General features: G+C 46.1%; 14 protein-coding genes and 1 pseudogene. 1 reads left to right on the top strand and 14 read right to left on the bottom strand.

Annotation, left to right across the window (positions count from 1 at the left end; translation table 11 throughout):
* The 8 genes from ACKTT9_RS14565 to ACKTT9_RS14530 all read right to left on the bottom strand — a co-directional run bounded on the left by ACKTT9_RS14565 (nucleotide 1) and on the right by ACKTT9_RS14530 (nucleotide 7,493).
* Nucleotides 1–714 carry a response regulator transcription factor gene (locus ACKTT9_RS14565; RefSeq protein WP_127451191.1) on the bottom strand — a complete coding sequence of 238 codons (714 nt, stop codon included), beginning with the start codon at nucleotides 712–714 and terminating at the stop codon, nucleotides 1–3.
* Between the two features lie 40 nt (nucleotides 715–754).
* Complete coding sequence (ccsA, locus tag ACKTT9_RS14560; RefSeq protein WP_407872136.1) at nucleotides 755–2,014, bottom strand: cytochrome c biogenesis protein CcsA; 1,260 nt, start codon at nucleotides 2,012–2,014, stop codon at nucleotides 755–757.
* Entirely contained in the window at nucleotides 2,011–3,672 is a 1,662-nt protein-coding gene (locus tag ACKTT9_RS14555; RefSeq protein WP_127451189.1) for a cytochrome c biogenesis protein ResB, read from the bottom strand. Before ACKTT9_RS14555 ends, ccsA begins: the two co-directional genes overlap by 4 nt.
* A 35-nt stretch (nucleotides 3,673–3,707) precedes the next feature.
* Nucleotides 3,708–4,241 (bottom strand): thiol-disulfide oxidoreductase ResA, encoded by a 534-nt coding sequence (gene resA, locus ACKTT9_RS14550; protein ID WP_127451188.1) that lies wholly within the window; start codon nucleotides 4,239–4,241, stop codon nucleotides 3,708–3,710.
* A gap of 86 nt (nucleotides 4,242–4,327) precedes the next feature.
* The gene (locus ACKTT9_RS14545) at nucleotides 4,328–5,074 is read right to left on the bottom strand and encodes a pseudouridine synthase (RefSeq protein WP_127451187.1); all 747 of its coding nucleotides are present in this window, start codon (nucleotides 5,072–5,074) and stop codon (nucleotides 4,328–4,330) included.
* Between the two features lie 61 nt (nucleotides 5,075–5,135).
* Entirely contained in the window at nucleotides 5,136–5,669 is a 534-nt protein-coding gene (locus ACKTT9_RS14540) for a spore maturation protein (RefSeq protein ID WP_127451186.1), read from the bottom strand.
* A gap of 6 nt (nucleotides 5,670–5,675) precedes the next feature.
* Nucleotides 5,676–6,275, bottom strand: a complete 600-nt coding sequence (locus ACKTT9_RS14535; protein WP_127451185.1) for a nucleoside recognition domain-containing protein — start codon at nucleotides 6,273–6,275, stop codon at nucleotides 5,676–5,678.
* A 24-nt stretch (nucleotides 6,276–6,299) separates the two neighbouring features.
* Entirely contained in the window at nucleotides 6,300–7,493 is a 1,194-nt protein-coding gene (locus ACKTT9_RS14530) for a D-alanyl-D-alanine carboxypeptidase family protein (protein WP_407872135.1), read from the bottom strand.
* Nucleotides 7,494–7,745: 252 nt separating this feature from the next.
* Here ACKTT9_RS14530 and ACKTT9_RS14525 point away from each other — a divergent pair.
* Nucleotides 7,746–9,047, top strand: a pseudogene (locus ACKTT9_RS14525) (ArsB/NhaD family transporter); the annotation flags it as partial.
* A gap of 52 nt (nucleotides 9,048–9,099) precedes the next feature.
* Here ACKTT9_RS14525 and ytfJ read toward each other — a convergent pair.
* The 6 genes from ytfJ to ribE all read right to left on the bottom strand — a co-directional run bounded on the left by ytfJ (nucleotide 9,100) and on the right by ribE (nucleotide 13,014).
* Entirely contained in the window at nucleotides 9,100–9,594 is a 495-nt protein-coding gene (gene ytfJ, locus ACKTT9_RS14520) for a GerW family sporulation protein (RefSeq protein ID WP_407872134.1), read from the bottom strand.
* 116 nt (nucleotides 9,595–9,710) lie between these two features.
* Nucleotides 9,711–10,412, bottom strand: a complete 702-nt coding sequence (locus ACKTT9_RS14515; RefSeq protein ID WP_157319968.1) for a DUF2953 domain-containing protein — start codon at nucleotides 10,410–10,412, stop codon at nucleotides 9,711–9,713.
* A 100-nt stretch (nucleotides 10,413–10,512) separates the two neighbouring features.
* Nucleotides 10,513–11,115, bottom strand: coding sequence for an SMC-Scp complex subunit ScpB (gene scpB, locus ACKTT9_RS14510; protein WP_315950364.1), 603 nt, complete (start codon nucleotides 11,113–11,115; stop codon nucleotides 10,513–10,515).
* Nucleotides 11,099–11,890, bottom strand: a complete 792-nt coding sequence (locus ACKTT9_RS14505; RefSeq protein ID WP_157319966.1) for a ScpA family protein — start codon at nucleotides 11,888–11,890, stop codon at nucleotides 11,099–11,101. The genes scpB and ACKTT9_RS14505 overlap by 17 nt, the downstream gene beginning before the upstream one ends.
* Before the next feature lie 15 nt (nucleotides 11,891–11,905).
* Nucleotides 11,906–12,544, bottom strand: a complete 639-nt coding sequence (locus ACKTT9_RS14500) for a site-2 protease family protein (RefSeq protein ID WP_407872133.1) — start codon at nucleotides 12,542–12,544, stop codon at nucleotides 11,906–11,908.
* Nucleotides 12,544–13,014, bottom strand: a complete 471-nt coding sequence (gene ribE, locus ACKTT9_RS14495; RefSeq protein ID WP_127451174.1) for a 6,7-dimethyl-8-ribityllumazine synthase — start codon at nucleotides 13,012–13,014, stop codon at nucleotides 12,544–12,546. Before ribE ends, ACKTT9_RS14500 begins: the two co-directional genes overlap by 1 nt.
* Between the last annotated feature and the right edge of the window lie 18 nt (nucleotides 13,015–13,032).

The following is a 13,032-nucleotide window of genomic DNA, read 5'->3' as shown; positions in this document are numbered from 1 at the left end:
TTATTTAGGCACCTCTAGCTTATAGCCTACTCCCCACACGGTCGTAATCATCGCAGCTGCATCCGGGGAAACTTTGTTTAATTTTTCGCGGAGTCTTTTCACATGGGTATCGACCGTCCGCAAATCTCCAAAAAATTCATAGTTCCAAACATCCTTCAATAGCTCCTCACGCGAGAACACTTTATCCGGTGACACAGCCAAATAGTGCAGCAGTTCGTATTCTTTTGGCGTCAACGCCACTTCCTGGCCACCTGCCGTTACACGATGGGCATCATGTTCAATGATCAGGTTTGGAAACACGATATTGTTGCTTGAGCTTGCATCCTTAGACAGATAAGCTGTCGCTGAGGAACGGCGCAAAATGGCTTTAACCCGGTAAATCACTTCGCGAGGAGAGAACGGCTTCACGACATAGTCGTCCGCACCCACTTCAAATCCGCTGACACGGTTCGTTTCCTCCCCTTTGGCGGTCAGCATGATGACTGGCGTAGATTTCACCTGGCGAAGGCGCGCGCAAACTTCAATTCCATCTATTCCAGGGAGCATGACATCAAGAAGCACCAGGTCATAGTCCGTTTCTGTCGCCATGCGCAGAGCGTTCTCTCCGTCCTCTGCTTCTTCAATGATATAGCCCTCTTTTTCTAAATACATGCGGAGCAGTCTCCGAATTCGTTCTTCATCATCAACAACGAGTATGCTAGCTTTCATTTCCATGGAGCTTCACATCCTTATCTAAATTAAGTTCGATTTGATTTTATACACCTGCATAGGAGTGCAACCCAGCGATAACAAGGTTTACCCCAACTAACGTAAACATAACCACGATAAAACCGATAACGGTTAACCAAGCTGATTTCTTGCCTTGCCAGCCTTTAGACAACCGAAGATGTAAAAATACGGCATAAAATAACCAAGTAATCAGTGCCCATACTTCTTTGGGATCCCAACCCCAGAATCGTCCCCACGCTTCCTGAGCCCATATCATCGCAAAAATCAATGCGCCCAATGTGAAAATCGGGTAGCCGATGGCAATAGCGCGATAACTGATTTCATCGAGATCCTCAGGATCCATCCCTTTCACGATAGGGCCAATAGCAGCCCCTAACGGTTTGCGGGCTATCAGTCGAGCCAGCCAGTAAAGGACTAGACCTCCTAGAACGGACCAAATCACCGTGTTCAACTTACGCCCCGCGCTTGCGCCTTCCATCCAGGACGGTGCTGTAAACAGCGGTTCTGTCATGCCCAAGAATGGCTTCATTTCAACTACCTTCGTATTGTAAGGCTTCACGATCGGTGGTAGTACGAAAGTCTCTTCTTGAGTGCTCGTTTGCTGCTGTCCTTGCGCATCCATAACCGTCACTTCTTTGGAGAATACAGCTTTATAGCCCGAACCGTTAAATGTAAAAATAGAAGCAATAAAAGCGATTAGCATTAGGATAAAAAAGAGTGTTAGCTCTACGCCTCTTTGTTCACGCTTATCTGTTTTGGTGGTGCCTTTAAAGTCCACGGCACGCAGGAGATACATAAGTCCGCCGGCAAAACCGACGCCGAAGAAGGCTTCACCGGTTGCCGCTGTCGTTACATGGATCTTCAGCCAGTAACTTTGCAGTGCCGGAATCAGAGGCTGAACCTCGCTTGGGAAAACAGAGGCATACGCAATGATAATAAAACCGATCGGCAATGCAAAAACACCAAGTACAGGCGTTCGATAAATGAGATACACGATCAAGAAAGCGAACATGATCATCATCCCGAGGAAGGTCATGAATTCGTACATATTCGAAGTCGGAATGTGATTCCCTTCCGCCCATCTTGTAAAGAAGAATGTCACTTGGCAAGCAAATCCGACAACAGAGGTAAGGAAGGCTACGAAGCCCCATTGTTTCTGATGCTGTTCCGGATCACGATTGCTCCACTTTTTCCCGGTAATCGAGAGGACGAAAAGCAAAAATGCTGCCAGGTAAACGAAAAATGCGATAAGTAAAAAGGTGCTGCTGACTGAATTGACATTCACCCCTGGTTCCCTCCATTGTCTAATGATTTCGGCAGTATGTCCAAATTATTTTTCTTTAAGGCTGCTGCAACCTCATTGCGTAAGCCGAACCAGTTTTTGTTCGTATGTCCGCCGAGCGTAAGTTTACCTTGGTCGATGCGAATCCAGATACGGCGATGCTGCCAGTAGAAGCCCATAATAACCCCAATCATGAAGATCGCAGATCCTACCCAGATATAAGGCATAGCTTTGTCAACACGAATGTTAAGGTAAGTCGTATAATTGGCAAACTGGACGCCTTCCATAGTCCCAACGGCAATCTTTAGTTTCTGGCTAATCGCACCGTTAATCGTATCTTGGGAGAATGCTTCTTTGTCAATTTGTCTTGGGAAATACAAATACGGTTCACCATTAGCCGCCAATCCCGGACCTGTGATGCTAAAAATAAATGCCGGGGCTTTCGGCTCATTCGATTTGGAGATAGGTTGTCCTTTCTCTAGGCCAAACTCAGGGAAGAACCCTTTTAAAGTCAGCTTATAAGGGCCAACTTGATAAACATCCTTCGGATTATTCATCGGAAGATCGAAGCTTCCATACGTTTCGCCTGTTGCAGGATTGCTAAGTGTTGGCTTGACTGAAATCAGGAGCGGTGTGGCTTTGTAGTCAAATTGATACGCTTGCAAGCCTTTATAATCCAAAGGATGATTCACGAGAATATTCGCTTTATGCACTTCTTCTAGAACCGGCTCTTTCGTTGAATCGTCACAATTCGCCGAGCAGTGATATAAGACAGCCTGTGTTTCATATGTTTTGGGAACGATTTGTCCCTTGGACTTTATGCTTTCAGGCAAATCTTTTTCGTCATAAAGCTCTAACGTAAATTTTTCATTTTTTATAAAATAAGAAGTATGGGGGATGGCTTTGGTTTCACCTTCCAAAATACCCATATACTCATCCATATGCCAGCCCGGGATACTTCTCATCAAGACACCGATCAGAAAAATAATAAGACCAATGTGGTTAATATATGGGCCCCAACGGCTGAAACGGTATTTCTCGGCAAGCAGTGCCGTCCCATCTTTATGTATGCGGTAATTTTTTTTGCGTAAAATCACGCCGAGCTTATCGGTCCATGCTTCCTCATCTGTACCTGACGGCAAGTCGGTCACTAGGGTCACCTTTTGCCGGGTCAAGAAATTGAGATGCTTGCGGATTTGCTGCTTGGATAATGCGCGGTAGAGCGGCAAAACACGATCCAAACTGCAGATGACAAGCGACGTCCCGATCATAAATAGCAAGGTGATGAACCACCATGAGCTGAATGTGTGCGAGAGCCCAAGAAAATGATAAATTGTTCCCAGTTTCCCGTACGTTTCCGAATAATATTGCGCAGGATCCATATCCAAAAATGTGTTTTCCTGCGGATATATCGTGCCAACGGCAGAAGCTAGCAAGGTGATGAAAATAATCCATACCGCTATTTTAACCGAGGAGAAGAAATTCCAGACTTTATCTAAAATTGAGGGGTTCGATTTCTGCGAGCGGCGGGCCATACCGTCATAGCGCATTTCGAGTATATCTCTGCCATCCGTATCGATCAGCGGATTCCCGCAGGATTCACAGAGCGTAGTTCCTGTGGGGTTCTGATGCCCACAATCGCATTTGGTGTTGTAGAACATGATGACCTCCTGAAAACTCTAAGCATTCACTTCTATTAAGACTTAACGGCAAGCTTCGAAAGCGTTTCATCGACAAAAGCTTCGGTCATTTGCCCAATTTTCTTGACGGCTACTTTGCCGTCTGCGCCGATAAAGAAGGTCGTCGGATAGTCCATTACGCCATATTGCTTGCGCACAACTTCTTTCGCATCCAACAGTACAGGCATGTTCAAGTTATACTGATCCATGAAGCCTTGAACGGTCACTTTGTTTTTGTCGACATTTACTTCCAGGAAAATAACGCCTTCTTTGCTCCATTTGTCATACTGCTTTTGCAGCGCAGGCATTTCTTCCTTACACGGCGGACAAAAAGTGCCCCAGAAATTAATTAAAACCGGCTTTCCCTTGTATTCCGATAACTCATGTGTCTTGCCATCTAAGCCGACTAATGAGAAGTTCGTCGCTTTGTCGCCAACTTGGGGGTATTTTTTACTGTCAGAAGCCGACAAATTCGTAATAATGGTAAACACGCCAATAATAAGCACGATCGCAAAGATCCCGATCTGTACCCATTTCTTTCTTGCACCCACGATTAATCACCTTCACTTTTTCTTTAGCTATGTTAGATTTTTCACATAGGGTAATACCTTTATTATAACGAAAAGAAGGCCAATTCTTATTGGCCTTTTTGAACGTTATGTGTCTTGAGAGCCTCGTTCCTAAGCTCTTCAACCTCTTTGGGCGTCAAGTGGCGAAACTTCGCTCTTGGCAGGCCTGTAAGAAAGATTGGACCGAATTTAATCCGTTTCAATCGAATCACCGGGAAGGAAATCGCTTCGAACATCCGTCTGACTTGCCGATTCCTGCCTTCGTAGATCGTGATCTGAATGACGGACTCATTCTTCTCTAAATTCACATCCGCATACTCAACCTCAGCCGGTGCTGTCATCCCGTCTTCTAACTGTATGCCCGTTTTTAGCTTGTCTAATAACGTCCCGTGCGGCACTCCTTTGACAGTTGCTTGATACGTCTTCGGCACATGATGCTTAGGATGCGTGAGCAGATGAGCAAATTCCCCGTCATTGGTTAAAATGAGCAAGCCTTCCGTATCATAATCCAATCGTCCGACCGGATACACGCGTTCTTTGATTCCTGGCAAGAAGTCTGTAACTACTTTACGTCCCTCAGGGTCCGTCGCGCTTGTAATGACACCCTTCGGTTTATGTAAAATCACATAAATCTTCTTTTGTTGGCCGATAGCTCGTCCATCGACTCTGATTTCATCCTCAGCCGGGTTCACCTTCACGCCAAGCGTCGTGACAACTTCACCGTTCACTTGTACACGCCCCGCAGTGATGATTTCTTCACATTTCCGGCGGGAGGCGACCCCCGCTTCGGCTAATACCTTTTGCAGTCTTTCCATTATCCGCTTTCACCTCAAGCTAATGATAACGGAGTTGACTGCAAATCACAAGAGCACCTGCTCAGCTAAACACTAAATAGCAGATGACAATCGAGGCAACGAAGCCGACAATATCTGAAATGAGCCCTACCTTCAAGGCATACCCTGCCTTACGAATGCCAATCGCTCCAAAATACACCGTAATTACATACAAAGTTGTATCCGTGCTGCCTTGAACGGTAGAAGCGATTCGGCCAATCATTGAGTCCGGACCAAATTGTTCAATCAAATCGGTCGTAAAAGCGAGCGAACCCGCTCCGGTGATCGGCCGTAGAATCGCCAGCGGCAGCACTTCGGTAGGAACACCGATGCTTTCAAAGAAAGGCCGCATCCAGCCGATTAACAAATCCATCGCACCCGAAGCGCGGAAGACGGAAATGGCGACCATCATACCGACCAGATGCGGAATGATTTTGATCGCCGTATCAAAGCCCTCTTTGGCGCCATCAACGAACGATTCATAGACAGGCACTTTGCGATAAGCCGCATATAAAGGGATGAACACGATCATGATGGGAATAGCCCATGCAGAGATGAGCGAAACGAAGGCATACATGCGGAATCATCCTTTCAGCGGAGGGATGGGAGAGCGAGACCTTCGGTACCATCGATCCACAAAAATAGCAACAGCCGTCGAGATTATCGTAGCAATCAGCGTCGTACCCACGATTTCCGCAGGATTAACGGAATTGTAATTCATGCGTATGGCAATTAACGTTGTAGGAATTAACGTGATGCTTGACGTATTCAATGCAAGCAGCGTACACATCGCTGTACTTGCCGTGTCTTTATCCGCATTCAACTTTTGCAGCTCTTGCATGGCCTTAATGCCCATCGGCGTTGCCGCATTGCCCAGACCAAGAATGTTGGCGCTCATGTTCGACATGATATAACCGATAGCCGGGTGGTTTTTTGGGACGCTCGGGAACAAAAATCGCACCGCAGGCTGCAGCAATCTGGCAAGTTTGCTCAGCAGACCGGCATCTTCGGCTATTCGCATCATTCCCATCCAAAAAACGAGCACGCTAATGAGTCCGAAGCAGACCGTCACGCCGCTTTTTGCGCCATCGAAAGCAGCTTGCGTAACGGCTTCAACATTCCCATTCAAAGCAGCAACAACGAAGCCGATGACGATAAAAAACAACCAAATCCAATTCACCATATCGATGGCCTCCTTGTGAGCCCTCTAGTCCGCCCACTCTGATCTAGAGATTGAAAACAACTCCTGAATTAACATCCGGCAAATTAAACTATAATGGGTGAGCAGCGTTTCTTGATAAGGTTTGCTCTCTTGGAAAGAGAACGTGGACTGGCTCTGCGCTTGTAATAACGGACTCGCTTTATCGTATAGCGGCACCGATTGAATCAGTTGCTGCTGCAATGAAAACTGTATGCTCCCCCGCTCAGCCAAGCGGTATGCCGTTGAAGAAGGATCGACCAGTTTCACTTGATGCGTCAACTGAGCCGCTTCGCCTTCCGCCAGCGGATAAGAGAACGTTCTGCCCGCTACCCATGGCGTTCCCTCGATGGCATCGCCCTTGCTCACGATCGTCTGCAGCGGATAATAGGTAAAACCGTATTGCAGCAGCCTTGCATGATCGGCCCAATCATCGCCATCATTCAGCGTGACGACGGCGAGCTGTTGGCCGTTCCTAGTCGCTGAAGAAACAAGGCAGCGCTTCGCAAGCTTTGTATACCCTGTTTTCACACCGTCCGCTCCTTCAAAAAGAGAGAGCATCTTGTTTTTGTTCAACCACGAATAATCCCAAGCTTCATTCGGGTTCGGCACTTTTTTCAGCTTCGTCGAGACAATTTCCTTGAACACTGGATTCTTGAGCGCATAAGCCGTAAGCTTGGCCATATCGTTAGGACTCGAACGATGGCCTTCGCCTTCATCGAGCCCGGATGGATTCGTAAAATGCGAATGATCCATGCCAAGCGAACGCGCTTTCTCGTTCATCAGATAGACGAAGCCTTCTACGCTTCCGCCCACATTTTCGGCAATGGCCGTAGCAGCGTCATTCCCCGAGCGCAGCATCAAGCCATACAGCATATCATGCAGCCTCATCTCTTCGCCAAGCTTCAGGTAGATCGATGAGCCCTCTTTGCCGAAGGCCGTTTTGCTAACCTTCACTTTATCGTTCAGCTTCCCTTGTTCAATCGCGATAATGGCGGTCATGATTTTGGTCAAGGAGGCAATCCGCATAGGCGTGTCCCCTTTTTCACTATAAAGGATGCGTCCAGACTCCACGTCAATGAGCGAGGCACCAACCGCATTGGTTCGAATGCCTGGCGGCGCTGCTTCCACTTGCGCCCAAGGTGCGAGCAATAGACTGATCAATGCGCTGCACAAGATGATGAACCCGACACTTTTCTTCATCGTTATCCCCCTACTTACCAAATAGACAAGACAAAAACTTTGTACAAGTATATGCTTTGAAAATGGGGATATGTCCAAGTCCTGTTATTTACAAAAGGAGAATCCATCGGTATAATGAGTTGGAATTGAATAACGAGATCACCGGAGGAGCCTGTCATTGCAGGCTCCTTTTTGCCATTTTTCGGATATTACCGGGAAAATGGTTTAGTATCTATGTGCTTGTGCAATAACTAAAATGGAAGAAGATGGAGGTTAATTATGCTCACTTGGATAGCTCTTATTATTTTTTTAGTCACGTATGCACTCATTATTTCGGAAAAAGTCAACCGTGCTGCGATTGCCTTATTGGGTGCTGTGATCATGGTTTTCGCGGGTATTCTGGATGTTCATAAAATTTTCGTGCAATATATAGAATGGGAAACCATCACACTCTTAATCGGAATGATGATCCTCGTGGGTATCACGAACCAGACAGGCGTCTTTCAGTTTGTTGCCATACGCGCGGCCAAAGCCGTCAAAGGCGATCCGATGAAGATCTTGCTTGTTCTATCTACGTTAACCGCTTTTGGTTCCGCCCTTTTGGACAATGTAACGACGGTTCTGCTTGTTGTCCCAGTTACCATCGCGATCACGCGCATATTGGAAATAAACCCTGTGCCCTTTCTGATGGCTGAAATCATTGCTTCCAATATCGGAGGAACAGCTACATTAATAGGCGATCCGCCTAATATCATGATTGGGTCCGCGAACCCGCATTTAACGTTCAATGCTTTTCTTATTCATCTAGGGCCAATTGCACTCATTATTATGATTGTATCGCTTGTCATGCTTTACCTCATGTTCCGCAAACAGATGCATCCCAATCCCGTATTGCAAGCCAAACTGATGGAAATGAATGAACGAGAAACCATCCAAGATCAGCGGCTCATGGTCAAATCCTTGATTGTTTTAGCGCTAACCCTCATCGGTTTTATGCTTCATGCGGTCATTCATGTCGACGCGGCCGTCGTTGCGATAACAGGTGCGATTTTGCTAATGCTTTTCGGATTAAAAGAACACGATATCGAGAAAGCTTTCGCTTCGATTGAGTGGGTGACGATTTTCTTTTTCGCGGGATTATTTAGCTTAGTGGGGGGATTGCAAGAGGTTGGACTGATTAAAAAGCTGGCCATGCTTGCCCTGGATGTAACAGAAGGCAACATTCAAAGCGCCTCCTTGCTCATCCTTTGGGGTTCTGGATTGGCTTCGGCAACCATCGACAACATTCCATTTGTCGCAACGATGATTCCTCTCATCAAAGATATGGCGGATGGGCTTGGCCTTGCGGTAGATTCAGCGCCAATCAACACATTGTGGTGGTCGCTTGCATTAGGCGCATGTTTAGGAGGAAACGGCACCATCATAGGTGCGTCAGCGAATGTCATCGTGGCTGGCCTAGCGGCCAAAGAGGGGAAAGGTTTTAGTTATTTGGAGTTTTTAAAAGTAGGCGTTCCCATTACGCTGGTTTCATTGCTGCTCGCGCATGTCTACATTTATCTTCGTTACTTGCTGTGATTACGCATAAAAAAAAGCTGTCACAGAGGACAGCCCAGACGATAACCGATTCTTATACGATGAAATTTTGATTCTCAATATTCGTTACGTTGTTGGCGCCGTTTGTTCCGACTGTTCCCGATTTCGTGTTAAAGCCTTTAACCATGCTTTGAATGCGGTCTACAACCTGCGGCGCAGAATCGATGAGGCGTTCCAGGATATGCGTTTGGTTGTCGAGAGGAACAACTTTAACGCCATTTTTGCCAACAACGAGGAAGGCAATCGGTGTAATGGAGACCCCGCCGCCGCTGCCTCCTCCGAAAGGAAGGGCAACCTTGGCGTTCAGCGCATCGTTTTTGCCCATCGAGCCGCCTTCAATCTCAATTTCGGAATCGGTCACGAACTCGCTGCCGCCCGCTGCAAATCCGAAACCGACTTTGGATATTGGCATAATGACACTGCCGTCCGGAGTTTCAACAGGGTCTCCGACAATCGTGTTAACGTCGACCATTTCCTTGATATTTTCCATGGCGACTTTCATGAGTCCTTGAATCGGGTGTTCTGACATGATAATATTCCTCCTTAGCGTTTTTCGCCATTAAAAACTGGCATCGGAAGCTTAAGTGTCTAAGACCAATATTGGTTCTTTTTTAGAGTACCCTTAGAGGAATATCGTTATGTACATCACGAAGCTGTTTTAAATCTTGACCTTGCTTTCAGAGCCATTTGAATCCAGGTGCGTATGCCGCCTTTTACTTTAGCAGCCCTGACCATCAGCCTGACGCCTGCAAAAACCATATGCCAGACGCGGATTCGGGCAGCAACCCGTACTTCCGTTGAGAAGTGTTTCTCATTAAATTGCGGAATCACGTCTACCCGCGGCGTTGCCCTCACCTGAACATAGCGCATTGTAAAGCCTAAGAGCGACGATTTAATCCCCCAGATGGCTCCCGTCGTAATAGCCGTTTCCGGAGCATCTCCCACGCCGACGCGCGTTACCCATTTTAACTCGGTACATTCCACTCTAGCTAAAGTCTGCCGCGTCCAATCATACAAATTGAGCGTATGAACAAGCAAGTCTTTGGTTTCCTTATAAAATTGAATCACTTTGTCCTTCGTAATGTGATCCTTGCTCTCATCTTTCAGCTTTGCGTATGTTTTATTCACAATTTCCGATTTGATCAGGATCCCTTTCGTGAATCCCTTGAACTGTATGATGGGGATGACATAGCGATAACGGATTAATCCAAATAAAGCACGCATCTCCACAGTAAGTGTGTCATTATCTTTCACTCTGGAGAAATAAAACTCTCCCCGAATGAAACTGAGCAGCGCAATGATAATGGCAAGGATGACGATTAGAAGCACGAATCCTACCCACAACAACCCCATTCTCCCCCTTAACAAAAAAACTCCACAGCCAGAAGAGATCTTCTGGCAAGTAGAGTTAGTATGAGCTAATTTAGGAAATGAAATGCATTTATCGTTACTCGGTTTCCTCCGAAACATCCTCGAGTGTAATCTGTTTCTGATCTCCGCCCATCCGATCAAACAACATGCGAGTTTCTTCCTCCAGATCAAACTCTCCTTGGAAGCTGCCTGAATCCGGCAGTTCCTGGATGGAGCTGAGCCCGAAATACTCAAGAAATTGTTTGGATGTGCCATACAAGATCGGTTTTCCTACTGCATCTGCACGTCCAACTTCCAATATAAGATCTTTTCCTACCAGAGTAGCCAAAGCACGATCACATTTCACGCCGCGTATTTCTTCGATCTCTACTCTGGTAATGGGTTGTTTATAAGCAACAATGGATAAGGTTTCCAGTGCAGCTTGCGATAAGGATGAACGTGAAGGTGTGTAAGCCAGCCGCTCAAAATATGGCGCATGCTCAGCCAAAGTCGTTAACTGGTAAGCACCGGCTACCTCAACGATCTGGACTCCTCTTCCCTTGCGTTTAAATTCCGTGCGCATATCCTTAAGCAAATCGCGAACGATGTACAAATCAAGCTCCATGACCTCAGCTATTTGTTTGGCATCCAATCCCTCGTCACCAGAGGCAAAGAGGAGTCCCTCAATAATCGATTTCATCTGTGGAAAACTGAGTGTCAATGTCTGAACCCTCCTCTTTGGCTTGAATCACGATATCTTCAAATAATTGATATTGATAACATACGACTTTTTTCATTTTCATTAATTCAAGAATGGCCAAAAATGTGACGACGATCTCTTCCCGAGTCATTTCATAATCGAACAATTTCGAGAAAAGCAGTTTGCCGCCTTTCACTTTTAGCAAATCTATAACCTCTCTAATCCGTTCTTTGACAGATATTTCGTCTCTTCGAATTCTAGTAACAATATTGCGGTTCACAAGCTTGCGAAGCGTCCGTTGAAAAGCGAATAGCAAATCAGCAACGTCCAGCCCTTCAACAGGGTTCTCCTGCACATGCGGCAGGAATGGCGTCAGGTCTTCAGGCTCACGTGTATACACCAGACTCCGCTCTACTTCTTTATCTCTAAGCATATCAGCAATAGACTTGTACTTTCTGTACTCAATAAGTTTAGCGACCAACTCTGCGCGAGGATCAAGCTCGTCTTCCATATCATCAAAATATTCGTCAAATTCAATAACAGGCGGTTTAGGCAGCAGCATTTTGCTTTTGATAGAGAGAAGTGTAGCGGCCATGACTAGAAACTCACTTGTAATCTCCAACTCCAACTCTTGCATGGCTTGTACATATGCCAAATACTGATCTGTAATTTCTTTGACAGGAATATTATAAATGTCGAGTTCATTTTTATCGATAAGATGAAGCAAAAGATCAAGGGGGCCTTCAAAAGCTTCTAACTTATAGGTAACTTTCATGTAATCTCCCCCTTGTCATAGTGAAAATATATTCATAACAAACTGCGCGGCAAACGGATAAATACGTTCCAAGGCCCATTGCCCGGTAGGTGTAATCATCAAAACGATGACAAGAATAAGTGCATATCGCTGATTGCGATCCATCCATCTTTGATTTTTCGGAGGAATAAGGCCTTTAAGGATATACCAACCATCTAGCGGATAAAGCGGTAACATATGTATAAGACAAATCATGAGATTGACAATGACGCCGTACTGCAAATAGACTCGCCATTGTTCCACGGTGATCGACTCGGATGCTCCTCCGAAAAAATCAGGAAGAAAGAAATAGAGCCACCAGAAAAACAAAGCGAGCAGCAAATTGGTAAAAGGACCTGCTGCATACACAATTGTATGATAAAGTTTTGGCTTTTTAAACTGCGTAGCCTCTACCGGCATTTTCTTCGACCAGCCATATGGACCAAAAACAATCATCGCCAACCCCAAGGCATCCAAGTGTACCAAGGGGTTAAGCGATAAGCGTTTGCTGTCCCGGGCTGTTCGGTCTCCGAGCAGCCAAGCAACTCCTGCATGTGCAGCATCATGGAGCGTCATCGCAATCAGGAAGGCGAGCAGCCTGGGAAGCAGTGATTCCAGATGATAATAAGAAAGCATTAGGAAGTGAATTGTTTCGTCAAGTTCGCCATCTCAATTGCCGTTACTGCCGCTTCCCAACCTTTGTTGCCAGCTTTTGTTCCCGCGCGTTCAACCGCTTGCTCAATGGAATCCGTCGTTAAAACACCAAAGATTGTTGGAACGCCTGTTTTCAGGTTAATGGCAGATACACCTTTTGCAACTTCACTGCACACATAATCAAAGTGAGGCGTTGAACCACGAATAACGGCACCAAGGGTAATAACCGCATCATATTTCCCGCTCTCCGCCATTTTTTGAGCAATAAGCGGAAGTTCGAACGCGCCCGGTACCCAAGCAATATCCACTTCACTATCCTGTACGCCATGGCGTTTCAAAGCATCCTGTGCGCCGCCAAGCAATTTGGAAGTAATAAATTCATTGAAACGACCTACGACGATACCATATTTCAAATTCTGCGATACTAAATGTCCTTCATAAATTGTAGCCATGATTAAATTCTCCTTTTC

It is taken from the genome of Paenibacillus sp. P36, assembly GCF_045866505.1.
Lineage (GTDB): Bacteria > Bacillota > Bacilli > Paenibacillales > NBRC-103111 > Paenibacillus_E > Paenibacillus_E chondroitinus.
This window is presented reverse-complemented; position numbering and strand designations above follow the sequence as displayed.